We start from the raw sequence: 17,719 nt of genomic DNA on the forward strand, positions 1-17,719 counted from the left end.
TTTTGTACCCATTACAATAATCATTTTGTGTATCTGTAACCATTTATTTTTTCTGCCTACTATAGTGTTCTCTCTCATCATCAGGATAACACCATGCTCGACCCTTCTTTTTTCAGCTACGTCACCGTGATGTCGATCACACCGGGGCCAAATAATCTGCTGCTGGCAACGTCAGGCGTCAATTTTGGCCTACGTCGAACGTTGCCAATGATGATGGGCATTTCCGTTGGCTGCGGGATACAAACGGCGCTGATGGGGGTGGCATTGGAGCTTCTGCTGAGCTGGATGAGTATGATTCGCCTGCCCCTTACCGTGCTGGGGTGCGTCTATCTGCTGTGGCTATCGTGGAAAATCGTGCGCTCATCGGCACCTGAATTACAAGGGCGAGTACAGCCGATGACCGTACTGCAAGGGACGCTATTTCAGGCGGTGAACCCGAAAGCCTGGCTGATGTCCAGCAACATCGCGCTGCTTTATGCCGCCAGCGGTGGCCTTTTCACCACCGTGGTTAGTTTTATGGCGCTAAACCTGCCCTGTATTTTAGTCTGGGCGCTGCTCGGCGATCGCATCGGTAAACATCTTCAGGAACCGTGGAAACTGAAAGCCTTCAACGGCATCATGGCGCTTTCGCTGGTGCTTACCACGTTCTGGATGCTAGTCGAAGCCATCAACGTCACGGGTTAATCACACGATTTCGGCGGGCTAATCTACCCGCCGAAGTTCGTGTTATCTCACCTGCTTGCGTAGCAGATAAACAAAGTAAGGCGCACCGATAAACGTCGCGAGCAGCCCTGCCGGAATCTGTGCAGGAAAGAGGATCATCCGACCAAACCAGTCTGCAATCACCATCAGCGCGCCGCCAATCAGCGCAGAGCTGGCGATTTGCGGCAACACGCGGCTAAAGCCCAGCATCCGCGCCATATGTGGTGCCATTAAGCCCACAAAGCTCATCGGCCCGACCATCATGGTTGCCATCGCGGTCAGCACCGATGCCAGCAGCAACACCAGCAGACGAACCGGTGTGACGGCTACACCAAGCGATCTGGCCGTTGTCGTACCCAGTGGCAGAATACGCAGCCAGCGCTGACACAGCGGGACAATCAACAGCAGCAGAACCGCAATCACCGCCGTGCGTATCGCGTCAGTCGGTTCAACCGCATAGGTTGATCCCGACAGCCAGGTCAGCACGGTGCCCATACGCGGATCGCCACTGGCTAACAGCAGCGCGATCACGGTGGAGAATGCCATGCTCAGCGCGATCCCTGCCAGCAGCATACGCTGCGTGGAGAAACCACCGCGTCCAGCGATAATCACCATGACCAGCAGCGTCAACGCCGCCCCCGCACTTCCAGCGGGAAGCAGCCACACGAATGCGTTTCCGGGGATGAAGAACAACAACATAATGACGCCAAACGAAGCACCGGAGCTAATTCCCAGTACTTCAGGGCTCCCCATCGGGTTGCCTGTCAGCTTCTGGATTAGCGTTCCTGCCACCGCCAGCATCACCCCGGCCGTCAGCGCTGCCAGAACCCGAGGCCAGCGCCATGAAAGCAACTGCGCTAACACATCGCTACCGCCCCACTGCCAACCTTCTGCATCTTTCCCCAACATCAGCGCCGTGATAACCACCATTCCCAGTAGCACGATGCCAAGCACCAGCCACGTTCCCCACAGACGGCGTTCAACCGTCGGGGCGCTGTTATTGTCGATCATCGCAGGTTGACCGCTATTACGCAGGCGCGGCAGCAGCCACAGTAACAGCGGCGCGCCAATCAGCGCGGTCGCCGCCCCCGTCGGTACGTCAAGCCACACCCGGCTCAGCCAGATAACCCCCTGATCGGTCACACCGAGCAGCAGCGCCCCCAGCAGCGGAGCGAATAAAAGGCGGTGGAGTAACCGCCGTGCACCCAGCATTTTCGCCAGTAGCGGCGCAAACAGACCGATAAAACCGATAATGCCCGCCGCATTCACCAACTGCGCGCACAGAAAAATCCCCAACCCAAGCGCGCTCAGACGTGCCAGCGACAGCCCAAGCCCCAAATTACGTGCAACGCCGTCATCCAGCCCCAGCAGGGTTAACGGGCGAATCAACAACAGCGCCAGACAGAAACACACCGCGAGACGCGGGAGAACAAATTGTACATTGCTCCAGTCCTGCTGGTTCAGCACGCCGCTGCTCCACAAGAATAAGCCCTGAAGCTGTTCATGATGGAAGAGCACCAGCAGTTGATTGACTGCGCTACAGTAGAAACTGAGTACCAACCCTGCCAGTATCAGCGTCACTGGCGATAACCGTTTCCCCCAGGCGACGCCAAACACTAATGCGCCAACCATCAGTGCCCCTATCATCGCAGCAGCCTGCTGGATCACTGCGCCGCCGGGCAGCGCCCACAGCGTGACTACCGTAATGCCTAGCTGTGCACCAGTGGCAATCCCCAGCGTTGACGGTTCGGCCAGCGGATTGCGCAAGACCTGCTGAAACAGTACGCCACACAACCCTAATCCTGCGCCAATCAGCGGTGCCAACACCATGCGCGGTAACAGGCTGTAGTGGAACAGAAGCTGCGGCATATTGTTCAACGTGGGCTGAGTCAGCGCCTGAAACCACTGCGACACAGGCAATTGTTGCTGCAAATTGTAGCTGCCCACGCCCAGCATCACGAACAGCAGAAAACCGATTAAAACAATGGGAAGTACCAACGGGTGCACAGCACGTTTGTGCGCGACAGACAGAGAATTAGGCATGCTTTCTCGCCTCCAATGCCTGATTCAATACGCGGCAGAAGCGCATCGCCGAGAGCGTTCCGCCATACAGCCAAACGGCAGGCACGCGCTGTAAACGCTGGTTACGCATAAATGGCATGGCCTGCCAGAGCGGGTTATTATCAAGCTGTGCGCTGATGGCGCTATCGCCATGTTCGAAGCAGAGCACGTTGGCATCACCGATTTCCGCCAGACTTTCAATCCCCACAATCGTACTGCCCCAAAAACTGGTTTCACCACGCCAGGCATTCTCTATCCCGACGTGATCCATCACTTCCTGAAACAGGCTGTTCTTGCCAATTACCAGCACGTGGCGGCTATCGACCAGCGTGATGAGCAGCAGAGGCCGCTCGGTACACGGCTGAAGCGTAATCTTTTCCTGTTGGATAAACTGCGCCAACTCCGTCAGATGCCGTTCTCCGGCCGCTTTCATATTGAGCGCATCGGCCAGTTTCATTACTGATGCCTGTGCCGACGCCAGCGGTTTTCCCTGTTCGTTGCTGAAGCCAAAGCCCAGCAGCGGAGAAATACGGGACATTTTCGCGACCGAAGGGCCGTAACCTTCAGAGTAAAGAATCAGGGACGGGCGAATCTGCGTCAGCAATTCAAGGTTAGGCTCGGTACGCAGCCCCACATCAATCACCGACTCAGGCAGTGCTGGCTCTTTCACCCACAGGTTATAGTTATGCTTATCGGCAATCGCGAAGGGGGTGATGCCTAACGCCAGAAGCAGTTCAACGGGCAACCATTCCAGCGCCACAATGCGGTTCAAATCAGGACGTGAAGCGGTGGCTCCCCTACTCGCCGCCGAATAAACCAGCGGAGACAGCAGCAGCGCCGTCAGCAAACGACGACGTAGCGGGTCAGGAGAACGCGGGGAAGAAAAAAATTCAGGCATCATGAGCAGGTAAACCGAGTTAACAAACGAAGCTGACCGGCGCGCCACCCGCCGGATGAGGCAGAATGCCCATGGGAATGCCGTAGATATTTTCCAGCACGTCCCCTTGCATCAGCGCGACAGGTTCACCCTGCGCAATCATTTTGCCACCGCGCAACGCCACCAGATGATCGCAGTAGCGCGCAGCCATGTTGATATCATGCAGCACTGCAATCACGGTGATGCCGCGCTCGCGGCTCATACGCTGAATCAGCGCCAGCACCTCAACCTGATGCGCAATGTCCAGTGCCGAAGTCGGTTCATCCAACAGCAGGCAGCGGCTATCCTGTGCCACCGTCATCGCCAGCCAGGCTCGCTGCCGTTCGCCGCCGGACAGGCTATCCACCAGACGGTTAGCAAATGGCTTTAGCCCAACGAGCGTGATGGCTTCTTCGACCTTTTCCCGATCGGCGCTGCCGAAACGGCCTAATGCGCCATGCCACGGGTAGCGCCCCACGGCAACCAGCTCACGCACGGTCATCCCTTCGGCAGCAGGAAGCTGCTGCGGTAAATAGGCAACCTGACGGGCGAACAATTTGCTGTCCCAGCTTCCGATCGCCTGTTCACCCAACAATGCGGTTCCGCTGCTGGCGGACTGATGGCGACCCAGAATTTTCAGCAATGTCGATTTGCCTGAGCCATTGTGCCCGATCAGCCCACACACTTTCCCCACGGGAAACGTGATCGATAACGGATGTAGCAGCGTGCGCCCGGCGACGGAAAAACTCACGTCGTCCAGTCTGAAGGGGGTATCAGGCAGTACAGTTTGATTTTGCATAGCGCTTTTGGTTGTTAATGTCACCGAAGGAAAGGGGTGAGCAGAATTCACTATTCCCATAATCATCAGTCTAAAAGAGAACGATAATGATTACGATAAAGGCAGCATGATAGGCGCAACGGAATGCCAATCGCAAGACTTTTACCTGTCAGCGTTAGAGTGCTCCGGCAGGAAAAGTGGTATCTGACAGGGCGTGGTGATCGTCCCAAAATAGCAGGGGCAACAAATGCCCCCAGATTAACTCAGCCTCTTAGTCACATTTTTATGCCACTGTTGAGGCGGTTTCGTGCGCGATAATACCGTCATTTTCATGCTACCTCGTAGCACGCGCCCGACACGGGGCGGCTTAAGCGCCGCTCGCCCCGTGACCCCGAGGCTTTTGGCGGAAATTATGCCGCTGACGCGGTTCCTTCGTCGGTATCAGGCTTAACAGACCGCTTGCGACACGTTCCCGACGTGGCGCAAGCTTTCGCCGCGTCCATGCGGCTCATCCTAAGCCTGCTATCTCCTCAGCATAATTTTTTACGCCGGATAACGACAAAACCCGTGATACCCCTGTCTTTGTCTATAAGAGACAATAGATTAGCCGGGGTAGTGATAAGCATTTATTGCCCAAACATTTGTTTGATCCAGTCAGCGACGCCTTCTCCGTTTTGCTGGTCCTGCTGCGCTGAAGGCTGTGGCTGGCTCGCCTGACACAACGCCTGCGGATTATCCGTCCAAATTGGCAATACGCGCCCGGCGCTGCTGCCGTTGCAGATAAAGTTACCACTGGCATCTACCGTCATGGTCGTAATGCCTTCCGGTGGCGTCAGCATCAACGGCAGCGGCGTTTGGTTCTCCAGGTAGCGACGATAAATCGTCAGCGCACCGTTCGCCCCAGTCAGCTTGGCCGGGCCGTTGTTATCGCGCCCTACCCAGCTAATCGCCACTTCTTTACCGTCGATCCCAGCAAACCAGCTGTCACGCAGGTCGTTAGTCGTACCGGTTTTCGCTGCCAGATGATAATTCGGGAATTTCACCGCCAGCGAGCGCGACGTACCGCGTTCAACAACCTGCTGCATGCCATACAGCGTCAGATAGGCTGCCTGCGCCGGAACCGCGCGTTCCGCCTGCGGGAAGCTCTGATACAGCACCGTACCGTCTTCCGCAATCACCGAACGCAGTGAGGAAAGTGGAGCGCGGTTGCCGCCGCTGGCGATCGTCTGGTATTCCTGCGCCACTTCCATCGGCGTTAAACTGATTGCCCCCAGCAGCATCGCTGGCACAGGCTGAATCACGTTTTCGGGAATACCTAAACGCTTCAACGTTGCCGTGACCTGATCCAGCCCTACGGCCATCCCCAAATTGACGGTCGGGACGTTCAGCGAGTTTGCCAACGCATCGACTAACATGACGCGGCCCCGGAATTCACGATCGTAGTTCTTCGGCTGCCACAGCTGTCCGTTAGGCTGCTTGAGCGACAGCGGCTCATCCGCCAGCAGAGTATTCAAACGATAGGTATCTGGCTGGCTCAATGCCGTCAGGTAAGTCGGTGGTTTCGCCAGCGATCCGACAGGACGACGCGCCTGTAGCGCACGGTTAAACCCGGCATACTGCGTTTGAGCACCGCCAACCATCGCGCGGACTTCGCCACTGAAACGATCGACAATCACCATCGCCGCTTCCAGATCGCTGACGTTACGTCCTGCACGCAGTGCCGGAACCCCGACTTCTACCGCTTTTTCCGCTGCATCCTGCGAGACAGGATCGAGCGTGGTAAAGACCTTCACGCCAGAGAGATCGTTAACCTTGTCGCCAAGCCGCTGTTGCAGTTCCTGACGCACCATCTGCATAAACGCCGGCTGGGGGCTGATAACACCGCCTTTCGGCTGCACGCCCAGCGGACGCGCGCTCAGCATGTTGTACAGATCGGCATCAATAACCTGCTGATTCTGCAACAGTCGCAGCACCAGATTGCGTCGCTCTAACGTAATATCAGGGTTACGCCACGGGTTATACAGCGACGCCCCTTTCACCATCCCCACCAGCAGCGCTTGCTGATCGAGACTCAGTTCATTCACCGGACGACCAAAGTAATACAGGCTGGCAAGTGGGAAGCCGCGAATCTGATCGTTACCGCTCTGACCGAGGTACACCTCGTTAAGATACAGCTCAAGGATGCGATCCTTGCTGTAGCGATAATCCATGATCAGCGCCATATAGGCTTCGTTGGCTTTACGCCACAGCGAACGTTCGTTGGTCAGGAACAGGTTCTTCACTAACTGCTGCGTCAGCGTACTCCCGCCCTGCACTGCGCGTCCTGCTGTGATGTTGGCTAAAAACGCACGACCAATCGAGTACAGACTGATGCCATCGTGTTCATAAAAATGGCGGTCTTCGGTCGCAACCAGCGTATCCACTAATAGATCGGGGAAACCGGCACGCGGCACAAACAGGCGCTGCTCGCCATTCGGCGACTGCATCATGGTGATCAGTTTCGGATCGAGACGGAAGAAGCCAAAATTACGCTGGTTATCCAGATTCTGGATCTGTGACAAACGATCGTTGGCAAACGTCAGGCGCGCCTGAATTTGCCCTTCTTTCCCATCGGGGAAATCAAACGGGCGGCGCAGCATATCGATGCTGTTACCACGCACGCTGAATTCGCCCGGTCGGGTAATGCGGCTCACCTGACGGTATTGCATACCTTCCAGCAGGCTAATCATCTCTTTCTGACTATAGGCCATACCGGGCTCAAGGTTGACCATGCGGCCATAGACGGCGGCGGGCAACTGCCAGACTTTGCCTTCAATACGGCTGCGAATCTGGCTGTCGAGGTATACACCGTAGATCGCCATTGCCACGGCAAAGATCAGGAATAGCTTGATAGCCAGCCCCAGCCAGCGCCGTCTTCTCTGCGATTTCCGCGTCATGGCGTCATCGCCGTCATAATCATCATCGTCGTCATAGTCGTCCTGATAATCGTCATAGTCATCATCATAGTCGTCATCCCTACGACGTCGTATAGCCTGCTTACGTTCAGGCTTACGTTTTGGCGTTTTCCCTTTGCGTCCGATAGGTTCGCGGTCATCCCGAGACATTACAATAACTTCTCCATCAGGTTGTTCACGGCTATCCGCTCTGCGCTCAAGCCGCCTACTCTGTTTCCAGCCCCCTTTTTGGGAAAGCGGAAACGTCTGAAATTAGTGATTCTGATATTTCTTGGTACGTCTCGTCGGAGCCGTATTTGCCGGATCGTCCGGCCAGACATGCTTGGGGTAACGCCCCTTCATCTCTTTTTGCACGTCGCGGTAGGTGCCTTGCCAGAATGCCGCTAAATCGCGCGTAATCTGTAGTGGACGCTGTGCGGGTGATAAAAGTTCCAGCACCAACGCCACACGCCCTTCCGCCAGCAGCGGGCTCTGCTGCTCGCCGAACATTTCCTGCATCCGTACCGACAGTACCGGTGGCTTATCGTCATAATAGGCGATGGGCAAACGGCTACCGCCAGGCGCTGTGTAATGCGTGGGCAACGCGCTATCCAGCCGCTGACGCAGCGACCAGTCCAAAAGCCGCAGCAGCGCGTCGCTCAAATTAATCTGGTGCAGTGTCCGTAAATCGTGCACGCCAGGCAGTGACGGCTGTAACCAACTTTCCAACGTTGCCAGCAGTCTGTCATCATCCACTCGCGGCCAGTCAACCTCAGGCAACCACTGACACGCGCACTGTAAGCGAGCACGTAACTGCAACGCCGCAGCGTCCCAATTCAATGCGTTGAGCCCCTGCTCCCGAATCCAGGATAGCATCGCCTGCTGTAATGCCTCATCGGAAGGCTTATTCAACGGGCGCGTTCGCAGAGTCAGGCAACCTATCTGGTCGCGCTGGCTGGCGCGCAGAGTACCCTTTTCTTCGTCCCAGTGCACCACGTTACGCTCATTTATTAATCCAGGTAACCGCCGCTCCAGCCGTTCAATATCCAGCGGCAACGCCAATAAAATCCGCGCGTCGGCACTCTGGTTATTTTGTAATAGCGCAGGGGCCAGCAGCCATTCGTTACCTGACAACGCTTCATCAGCCGACATCATCGCGCCGCTACCGTTAGCGAGCTGGTAGCGCCCATCCTGACTGCGCCGCCGGGCGATACGATCAGGGAAAGCCAGTGCCAGCAGCCAGTCGGCTTCGCCGCCGTCAATATGTCCCGAGGTCGTCGATAAACGGCGAGTCAGCTGTTTTGCACGCCGCAACCAATGGGGGAGCGGGCGATGCAGCCAGTCAGCCAGATTGATCGACCCGCTACGCGGTGGCTCTTCGAGTATCGCCGCCAGACACCCTGCGGTAGCCAACACATCGGGACCTTGCTGTGACGCGGCATACAGCATGGTTGCCAAACGAGCATCGCTGCCTAACGCAGCGATCTTGCGCCCCTCAGTAGTCAACCTATCCTGCTCATCAGTAATATCAAGCTGGCGCAGCAGTTGGCGCGCAGCATAAAGCGCAGGAGCGGGTGGCAAATCCAACCAGGTTAACTGCGCCACATCGGTACAACCCCACTGTAATAAATCCAGCCAGACGCTGCTTAAATCACTATTCAGGATCTCGGCTTCACTTTGCGCCGCCGCGCGTTCTGCCTGTTCACGAGCACACAAATGCCAGCAAATACCCGGACTTAAGCGTCCGGCACGTCCGGCGCGTTGTACCATCGACGCCTGACTGATGCGCTGTGTTACCAGCCGAGTGACGCCGCTTTTCACATCAAAGCTGGCTACGCGCTCAAGGCCACTGTCCACCACCAGCCGGATACCTTCAATTGTCAGACTGGTTTCAGCGATATTGGTGGCTAACACGACCTTACGACGGCCTGGTTCCGCAGGCAGAATGGCCTTTTGCTGTTCCGCCAGCGTCAACGCGCCATATAAAGGACAGAGATCCGTCTCGTTCGACACGCTATTTTCCAGCAGCAACTGCACGCGGCGGATCTCCGCGACACCAGGCAAAAACAGCAGCAGAGAGCCGTCCTCTTCACTGAGCAAACGCCTCACCTGTCGCGCAACCCCCTCTTCTAAACGTTCCTGACTATTTAGCGGTGCATAACACCGCTCTACCGGATAACTACGGCCTTCGGAAACCACGCAGACGGCTTCCGGCAACAGCGCTGACAGCCGCGCATTGTCGAGCGTGGCGGACATAATCAGTAGCGTTAAATCGTCACGCAGCCCCTGTTGCACATCCAGCAGCAGCGCCAATGCCAAATCGGCCTGCACGCTACGCTCATGGAATTCATCAAGGATGATTAGCGCTACACCTTGCAGCTCCGCATCCTGTTGCAGCAAACGGGTTAGCATGCCTTCGGTGACAACTTCCAGCTTCGTTGCGCTACTCACGCAGGTTTCCGAGCGCATCCGATAACCGATGGTTTGCCCTGGCTCTTCACCTAGCTGCTGTGCCAACCGCCAGGCAACACTCTTCGCCGCCAGACGGCGTGGCTCTAGCATGATGATGCGTCCGTTCACGTTGCCCTGTTGCAGTAATTGCAACGGCAGCCAGGTTGATTTCCCCGCTCCTGTTGGGGCATTGAGCAACACCTGAGGAGCAGTATGTAGCGCTGTTATCACATCATCCAGCACGGCGCTGACGGGCGGTAAAATCACAGACATCTCCGTATAAGGTTAACTTTCAGCGGCGAGCATTGTAGCATCTGGATGAATGTCGCATCGGATGGAATCAGAACAAGAGAGAGCACCATGCCAGCCCCCCGCCGCCTGTTTTTTGCCTTATCACTGCCGGAAACCACACAGCAAGCGATTATCCGCTGGCGTGCCGAACACTTTCCTTTGGACGCAGGCCGTCCGATCGCCGCAGCCAATCTCCATCTAACGCTGGCGTTTTTAGGCGATGTGAGTGAGCAAAAGGCGCAGGTCTTACAGGCATTAGCAGGTCGAATCCGCCAGCCCGCGTTTACCCTCACGCTAAATGACGCTGGACATTGGCCGCGTCCCGGCGTGGTCTGGCTGGGCTGCCGTCGTGCACCGCGCGGGCTGTTACAGTTGGCGGAACTGCTGCGTTCTCAGGCCGCGCGCAACGGCTGCTATCAAACGGCCTTGCCGTTTCATCCGCACATTACGCTATTACGTGGCGCAACTCGCCCCGTGGCAATTCCCCCCGCCACCTTTAGCTGGCAGGTCGACATGACGCACTTTTCACTTTACGAGTCATTATTCGATAATGGCAAAACCCGCTATCAGCAGTTGGAAAGCTGGTCATTTATTAAATAAGTAGTCGAGTGGATAAACAAAAAACAGGATACGCATGGACTATACCCCACGCTTACAGCCCGCCCGGTTGATTAAACGTTACAAACGCTTTTTGGCCGATGTCGTGACGCCGGAAGGCGAGACGCTCACGCTACACTGTGCCAATACGGGTGCGATGACAGGCTGTGCTACACCCGGCGATACCGTCTGGTATTCAACGTCCGATAACCCTAAGCGTAAGTATCCGCAAAGTTGGGAACTCACTGAAACGCAACAAAATCACTGGATTTGTGTCAATACTCTGCGTGCCAACACATTATTGTACGAAGCCTTATTAGAGAATCGCATAGAAGAGCTGGCAGGCTACTCTGATGTAAAAACGGAAGTGAAATACGGTACGGAAAACAGCCGAATAGACCTGCTTTTACAGGCGCCGGACAAGATTGACTGCTATATTGAGGTGAAATCCGTCACATTATTGCAACATAAATGTGGTTACTTTCCCGATGCGGTTACACTCAGAGGGCAAAAGCATCTGCGTGAACTGCAACAGATGGTTTCCAATGGAAAACGTGCCGTCCTTTTTTTCGCCGTTCTCCATTCAGGAATCCAGCAGGTTTCTCCTGCCCGGCATATCGATTCACGCTATGCGGAATTATTTATCGAAGCACAGCAGGCAGGGGTTGAAATTTTATGTTACGGCTCCACATTATGCCCTGATGGTATTAAATTGACGCACAAGCTACCGTTGTTGGGATGAAGCACAAGCATTGCATAACACGCCGAACGTACCACCAAAGGCGTAACACATTGTTTATTACTTAATGTATACAAGTTGTTCCTCACACTTTATCAGGCCGGTGTCAGGAAGCATTGCCAACCCCATCTTCATCTGCTATTTATAGCGGCCTGTTTTTTCCCCCCTTTGGGGGCCGATATACCCAGATAGCTGAAGTTCTGGTCAACAACGCCGCAACTTCACTGCATAAAAGGGTATTATGCGTGTCGTGTTATGTAGGAGAAGCAACATGCAAGAAGGGCAAAATCGTAAGACATCTTCTCTGAGCATTCTCGCAATTGCCGGAGTAGAGCCGTACCAAGAGAAGCCGGGCGAAGAGTATATGAACGACGCTCAGCTGGCTCATTTCAAGCGTATTCTTGAAGCATGGCGCAACCAACTCATGGATGAAGTGGATCGGACTGTATCGCACATGCGCGATGAAGCCGCTAATTTTCCCGATCCCGTGGATCGCGCGGCGCAGGAAGAAGAGTTCAGTCTCGAACTGCGTAACCGTGACCGTGAGCGCAAGCTGATTAAGAAAATCGCCAAAACGCTGGTGAAAATCGAAGATGAGGACTTCGGATTCTGCGAATCCTGTGGCGTCGAGATTGGCATCCGCCGTCTGGAAGCTCGTCCGACTGCCGATCTGTGTATCGACTGCAAAACGCTGGCAGAGATACGCGAAAAGCAAATGGCAGGATAATATCCTGTCTAAAATCGGCTCCTGCCACTCGCAGGGGCCGTCTTCGGATAATTTACCGCTGATGAATGATATTCATCACTCTATCTTCTGTCTGGATAAAACGCTGACGAGATAGCACCAACCTCTTATGTCTGGAACCGATTGTTTTACCGGAAAAAATAGTTTTTCTGAAGCTAATCGCCTTTCTGAAACCGACCGTTATATCGGGCGTTTTGCCCCTTCTCCCTCTGGTGACCTGCATTTTGGCTCACTGATCGCCGCACTGGGTAGTTATCTTCAGGCTCGTTCTCGACAAGGGCGCTGGCTAGTACGCATTGAAGACATCGATCCTCCACGGGAAATTCCCGGTGCCGCCTCTCGCATACTCGCACAATTAGAACACTACGGTTTGCACTGGGACGGTGATGTGGTTTACCAGTCACAGCGGCATGCGCGTTACCGCGAGATTCTTCAGCAGCTTCAACAGCAGGGAATGAGCTACTACTGCACCTGTACGCGTAGCCGCATTCAGCAGCTAGGTGGGCACTATGATGGCTATTGCCGGACGCGCAACCTGCCTGCCGATAACGCCGCGCTCCGTCTGCGCCAGACGACGCCGGTATTTCATTTTCACGATAAATTACGTGGCGATCTGTATGCCGATAACGCTCTCGCTCAGGAAGATTTTATTATCCACCGCCGCGATGGGCTATTTGCCTACAATCTAGCCGTGGTGATCGACGATAACGATCAGGGGATTACCGAGATCGTGCGCGGTGCCGATCTTATCGAGCCAACCGTTCGGCAAATCTCGCTCTATCGCCAGTTAGGCTACACGATCCCCACCTACGTTCATCTGCCGCTGGTGCTGAATAGTGAGGGAAATAAGCTTTCCAAACAAAATCACGCCCCCTCACTACCGGACGGCGATCCGCGTCCTGTGCTGCTTGCCGCACTGCAATTTTTACATCAACCGCTGCCAGAAAATAGCCAGGATATGACACTTTCCGCGCTTCTGGCATGGTCTGTGGCGCACTGGTCCCTGGATACCATCCCGTTGCAAGCAGCAATAAACGCGTCCGCGATCACATCAGCATTCTCAAAGGGGCATTGGTGAGCTATGATTAGCCGCTATTTTTCGTGGCGCGCCATCCTTAGCCGCCCCTTTGGGGGGCGACGCCAATGCTGTGCTGTTGATTTATCCATCACTATCGAGGTGTATTATCTTTTCCCGAGTTGCTAATTTTTGTCGTAAAGTACTGAATCGTGAGAACGAAATGGTCGAATCAGAGGAACCGCGTCGGCATCTGACGGTGATTCCGCGTGACCAACATACAATTTCACGCAGCGACATCAGCGATAATGCGCTGAAAGTACTTTATCGCCTGAACAAAGCGGGCTACGAGGCTTATCTGGTTGGCGGCGGTGTACGCGACCTGCTGCTGGGCAAAAAGCCGAAGGATTTTGATATCACCACTAACGCCACGCCCGATCAGGTGCGCAAGTTATTCCGCAACTGTCGTTTGGTCGGGCGCCGTTTCCGTCTCGCCCATATCATGTTCGGGCCAGAGGTGATTGAAGTTGCCACATTCCGTGGTCACCACGATCAGCATCAAGAGCAGCAAGAAACTAAAAACTCTTCTCAGCAGGCTCAGAACGGCATGCTGTTGCGTGACAATATTTTCGGTTCGGTAGAAGAAGACGCTCAACGCCGCGATTTCTCAATCAATAGCCTCTACTACAGCATTGCTGATTTCAGCGTACGCGATTATACCAATGGCCTGAACGATCTGCATCAGGGCGTCATCCGTATGATTGGCGATCCCGAAACGCGCTACCGTGAAGATCCGGTGCGTATGCTGCGCGCCGTCCGTTTCGCCGCTAAGCTGAACATGACGGTCAGCCCGGAAACCGCTGAGCCGATTCCTCGTCTGGCCTCATTGCTGCACGATATCCCTGCGGCGCGTATGTTTGAAGAGTCGCTGAAGCTGCTTCAGTCGGGCTATGGCTATCCAACCTATAAAATGCTGTGTGAATACCAGCTGTTCCAGCCGCTTTTCCCGCTGCTGAGCCGCCATTTCACACCAAACGGCGATTCCACGCTGGAGCGCATGGTTGCCCAAGTGTTGAAAAACACCGATAAGCGTTTGCAAAACGACATGCGGGTGAATCCGGCATTTTTGTTCTCCGCCATGCTGTGGTATCCGCTGATCGAGCATGCACAAAAGCTGGCTCAGGAAAGTGGTCTGGCCTACTTCGATGCGTTCTCGCTGGCAATGAACGATGTACTGGACGAACAGTGCCGTTCTCTGGCAATCCCTAAGCGTATTACCTCGTTAGTCCGCGATATCTGGCAGTTGCAAACGCGACTGTCTCGCCGTCAAGGTAAACGCGCTTATAAGCTGATGGAACATCCTAAATTCCGCGCCGCGTATGACTTGCTTTGCCTGCGTGCCGAAATAGAAAACCATCAGGAGCTGCTGCGTCTGGCTCAGTGGTGGGGGGAATTCCAGGTTGCAGCACCGCCACGCCAACAAACCATGCTGAGATCGCTGGATGACGGCCCGACACCACATCGTCGCTCCCGCCCTCGTCGTCCACGTAAACCGACGACGGCACGCAGGGATCAAGCCTGATGGCACGCGTGTATCTGGCGCTGGGAAGCAATCTTGCCCAGCCTTTGCAACAGGTACGCGCCGCACTGGCAGCGCTGGATGCGATTCCACAGACTCGCGTCGTTCGCTGCTCCTCGTTTTATCGTAGTCGCCCGCTCGGCCCACAGGATCAACCGGATTATCTTAATGCCGTCGTTGAACTGGAAACCGCATTAGCCGCCGAATCATTGCTCGATTGCACACAGGCTATTGAACTGGAACAAGGTCGCGAACGTAAAGCGCACCGCTGGGGCCCACGCACGTTGGATCTGGATATTCTGTTGTTTGGTGATGCCACGATCCAGACGGAACGTCTGACCGTGCCGCATTACGATATGAAAAATCGTGAATTCATGCTCTACCCACTCGCGGAAATTGCCCCTGATCTGGCATTCCCTGACGGCGAAACGCTCGCGCAACGGCTAACCCATGTCGATCGCAATGGTCTGACATTGTGGGACGACAATACTACCTGAGCCACAGTAAAGCCAACATACAAGCAGATTAGCATGGCGGGTATATCGCCACACGTCGGCTTACATTAGAATGTTTCCCTCAATTATTCGCCCTATTGACATAGGAAGACCGTCATGAAACCGACGACTATCTCCCACTTGCGCCAATGGAAACAAGAGCAGCGAAAATTCGCTACGATAACAGCTTACGACGCCAGCTTCTCTCGTTTATTTTTTGAACAAGGCATTCGCGTGATGCTGGTAGGTGACTCTCTGGGCATGACCGTGCAAGGTCATGATTCCACCTTGCCTGTGACCACACACGACATCGTCTACCATACACAGTGCGTCCGCCGCGGCGCACCACTCGCGCTGGTTCTCTCCGATATGGCGTTTATGACTTACGCCACACCAGAACAAACGTTTAGCCAGGCAGCAGAACTGATGCGTGCCGGTGCGAATATGGTGAAACTGGAAGGTGGAAGCTGGCTTGCCCCAACGGTAAAAATGCTGACCGAACGCGCCGTACCGGTTTGCGGTCATCTGGGTCTGACGCCGCAGTCCGTTAATATCTTCGGTGGCTATAAAATTCAGGGCCGCAGCGAAAGCGATGCCAATCAACTGTTGGCTGATGCCCTCGCACTTGAAGAAGCTGGCGCACAGCTGCTTGTGCTGGAATGCGTACCTGTCGCGCTGGCTAAACGCGTCACAGACGCGTTGTCGATTCCTGTCATCGGCATCGGCGCAGGCAACGTTACCGACGGGCAGATTCTGGTCATGCATGATGCCTTCGGCATTACTGGCGATAGTTCACCTAAATTTGCCAAGAACTTTCTGGCCCAAAGCGGTGATATTCGCACGGCAGTGCGCCTGTATGCACAGGAAGTCGAACAGGGTATCTATCCGGATGAAGCGCATTCGTTTCATTAATCAGACTGTTTTTTAAGGAGTATGGCGTGTTAATTATCGAAACCCCTCTGTTGCTGCGCCGCGAAGTGCGTCGCTGGCGTCAGGAAGGGAAACGCATTGCTTTGGTTCCCACTATGGGCAATTTGCACGACGGGCACATGACGCTGGTCGATGAAGCCAAAGCTCGCGCCGATATCGTTATTGTCAGCGTTTTTGTTAATCCCATGCAGTTTGAGCGGCCAGATGATTTAGCCCGCTACCCCCGAACGTTGCAGGAAGACTGCGAGAAATTGAACCGCCGTGGTGCCGATCTGGTTTTCGCACCGAGCCCGGATGTGATATACCCAAATGGGCTGGAATCGCAAACGTTTGTCGATGTGCCCGGCCTGTCTTCTATGTTGGAAGGGGCTAGCCGCCCCGGTCATTTCCGAGGCGTAGCCACTATCGTTAGCAAGCTGTTCAATCTGGTACAGCCGGATTTGGCCTGCTTCGGCGAGAAGGATTACCAGCAGTTAGCGCTGATTCGGCAGCTTGTCCGTGATATGGGCTATGACATTGATATCATCGGCGTGCCTATCGTGCGTGCAAAAGATGGGTTGGCATTGAGTTCACGTAATGGCTATCTCAGTGCTGAAGAGCGCCAGTTGGCACCGACGCTGTACCAGTTGATGATGGCGCTTTCAGCGCAGTTAGACAACGGCGATCGCCAGATCGATCCATTGCTGGAACAAACGGCAGATAAATTACGCGAAGCAGGCTTTACGCCTGATGAACTGTTTATCCGCGATGCTGATACGCTGCAACCGCTGAGCACTGCCAGTACGCGTGCCGTGATTTTGATAGCGGCCTGGTTAGGCAAGGCCAGATTGATTGATAACCACCAGGTCGATTTGACTGTATGAACCGAGGTAACAAAGCGATGATACGTACCATGCTGCAAGGCAAGCTGCACCGGGTCAAAGTAACTCAGGCTGACTTGCATTATGAAGGCTCTTGCGCCATTGATCAGGATTTCATGGAGGCTGCGGGCATTCTGGAATACGAAGCGATTGATATCTACAACGTTGATAACGGGCAGCGTTTCTCTACCTACGCCATTGCAGGAGAAAGAGGTTCACGCATTATCTCTGTGAACGGTGCCGCCGCGCGCTGCGCCTGCGTGGGTGACAAACTGATTATCTGTTCCTATGTGCAGATGTCCGACGAGCAGGCCAGAAGCCACAGCCCTAAGGTTGCCTATTTCTCTGGCAATAACGAGCTGCAACGTCAGGCAAAAGCGATTCCGGTTCAGGTCGCCTGATCGACAGTTTCTGAAGGAATCGAGCGGTTGTAATGGATAGATCGTAAAGACGCTGCAAGTACGGTAGCTGTAAGCTTGGATTGCGCAGATATGAATCTCATCCCTGAGATTCACCCTTTCAGGGCCGTCGCAAGCGACGTTCAAAGGCGTTCCTGACGCCTTTGTCCCTGGCGCAAACGCTTTACTCTTCTATTCCATTACTCCCGTTTTCACTTCTTAGATCAGCC

Annotated in this window: 15 protein-coding genes; 10 read left to right on the forward strand and 5 right to left on the reverse strand. The window is 54.7% G+C overall.

Going from position 1 to position 17,719, the window contains the following annotated elements; translation table 11 throughout:
• Positions 1-93: 93 nt before the first annotated feature.
• Positions 94-684 carry a LysE family translocator gene (locus EDI29_RS18185; protein WP_137742018.1) on the forward strand — a complete coding sequence of 197 codons (591 nt, stop codon included), beginning with the start codon at positions 94-96 and terminating at the stop codon, positions 682-684.
• A gap of 42 nt (positions 685-726) precedes the next feature.
• On the opposite strand, the gene fhuB is transcribed toward EDI29_RS18185, so the two are convergent.
• The 5 genes from fhuB to hrpB all read right to left on the reverse strand — a co-directional run bounded on the left by fhuB (position 727) and on the right by hrpB (position 10,108).
• Positions 727-2,745 carry a Fe(3+)-hydroxamate ABC transporter permease FhuB gene (gene fhuB, locus EDI29_RS18190; protein WP_137742019.1) on the reverse strand — a complete coding sequence of 673 codons (2,019 nt, stop codon included), beginning with the start codon at positions 2,743-2,745 and terminating at the stop codon, positions 727-729.
• On the reverse strand, positions 2,738-3,664 hold the full coding sequence (gene fhuD, locus EDI29_RS18195) for a Fe(3+)-hydroxamate ABC transporter substrate-binding protein FhuD (protein WP_137742020.1): 927 nt from the start codon (positions 3,662-3,664) through the stop codon (positions 2,738-2,740). The genes fhuB and fhuD overlap by 8 nt, the downstream gene beginning before the upstream one ends.
• Positions 3,665-3,680: 16 nt before the next feature.
• Positions 3,681-4,478 carry a Fe3+-hydroxamate ABC transporter ATP-binding protein FhuC gene (gene fhuC, locus EDI29_RS18200; RefSeq protein ID WP_137742021.1) on the reverse strand — a complete coding sequence of 266 codons (798 nt, stop codon included), beginning with the start codon at positions 4,476-4,478 and terminating at the stop codon, positions 3,681-3,683.
• Positions 4,479-5,083: 605 nt separating this feature from the next.
• Positions 5,084-7,561: a bifunctional glycosyl transferase/transpeptidase gene (gene mrcB / locus EDI29_RS18205; protein ID WP_137742022.1), complete on the reverse strand. Its 2,478-nt coding sequence runs from the start codon at positions 7,559-7,561 to the stop codon at positions 5,084-5,086.
• Positions 7,562-7,663: 102 nt separating this feature from the next.
• Positions 7,664-10,108 (reverse strand): ATP-dependent helicase HrpB, encoded by a 2,445-nt coding sequence (hrpB, locus tag EDI29_RS18210; RefSeq protein WP_137742023.1) that lies wholly within the window; start codon positions 10,106-10,108, stop codon positions 7,664-7,666.
• Positions 10,109-10,201: 93 nt separating this feature from the next.
• Between hrpB and thpR the strand changes: the two genes are divergently transcribed.
• The 9 genes from thpR (at position 10,202) to panD (ending at position 17,492) form a co-directional block, all read left to right on the forward strand.
• A complete protein-coding gene (gene thpR, locus EDI29_RS18215; protein ID WP_137742024.1) occupies positions 10,202-10,732 on the forward strand; it encodes an RNA 2',3'-cyclic phosphodiesterase in 531 nt (176 codons plus the stop codon).
• A 34-nt stretch (positions 10,733-10,766) separates the two neighbouring features.
• Positions 10,767-11,471 (forward strand): DNA/RNA nuclease SfsA, encoded by a 705-nt coding sequence (sfsA, locus tag EDI29_RS18220; protein WP_137742025.1) that lies wholly within the window; start codon positions 10,767-10,769, stop codon positions 11,469-11,471.
• Between the two features lie 268 nt (positions 11,472-11,739).
• On the forward strand, positions 11,740-12,195 hold the full coding sequence (gene dksA, locus EDI29_RS18225) for an RNA polymerase-binding protein DksA (RefSeq protein WP_005969032.1): 456 nt from the start codon (positions 11,740-11,742) through the stop codon (positions 12,193-12,195).
• Positions 12,196-12,322: 127 nt separating this feature from the next.
• A complete protein-coding gene (gene gluQRS / locus EDI29_RS18230; protein WP_137742026.1) occupies positions 12,323-13,291 on the forward strand; it encodes a tRNA glutamyl-Q(34) synthetase GluQRS in 969 nt (322 codons plus the stop codon).
• A gap of 106 nt (positions 13,292-13,397) precedes the next feature.
• On the forward strand, positions 13,398-14,810 hold the full coding sequence (gene pcnB, locus EDI29_RS18235; protein WP_206664370.1) for a polynucleotide adenylyltransferase PcnB: 1,413 nt from the start codon (positions 13,398-13,400) through the stop codon (positions 14,808-14,810).
• A complete protein-coding gene (folK, locus tag EDI29_RS18240; protein WP_137742028.1) occupies positions 14,810-15,304 on the forward strand; it encodes a 2-amino-4-hydroxy-6-hydroxymethyldihydropteridine diphosphokinase in 495 nt (164 codons plus the stop codon). Before pcnB ends, folK begins: the two co-directional genes overlap by 1 nt.
• Before the next feature lie 114 nt (positions 15,305-15,418).
• Positions 15,419-16,213: a 3-methyl-2-oxobutanoate hydroxymethyltransferase gene (gene panB / locus EDI29_RS18245; protein ID WP_137742029.1), complete on the forward strand. Its 795-nt coding sequence runs from the start codon at positions 15,419-15,421 to the stop codon at positions 16,211-16,213.
• A 26-nt stretch (positions 16,214-16,239) separates the two neighbouring features.
• The gene (gene panC, locus EDI29_RS18250) at positions 16,240-17,094 is read left to right on the forward strand and encodes a pantoate--beta-alanine ligase (protein WP_137742030.1); all 855 of its coding nucleotides are present in this window, start codon (positions 16,240-16,242) and stop codon (positions 17,092-17,094) included.
• 17 nt (positions 17,095-17,111) lie between these two features.
• Positions 17,112-17,492, forward strand: a complete 381-nt coding sequence (gene panD, locus EDI29_RS18255; RefSeq protein ID WP_137742045.1) for an aspartate 1-decarboxylase — start codon at positions 17,112-17,114, stop codon at positions 17,490-17,492.
• Positions 17,493-17,719: the final 227 nt, after the last annotated feature.

The organism is Pectobacterium polonicum (assembly GCF_005497185.1).
Lineage (GTDB): Bacteria > Pseudomonadota > Gammaproteobacteria > Enterobacterales > Enterobacteriaceae > Pectobacterium > Pectobacterium polonicum.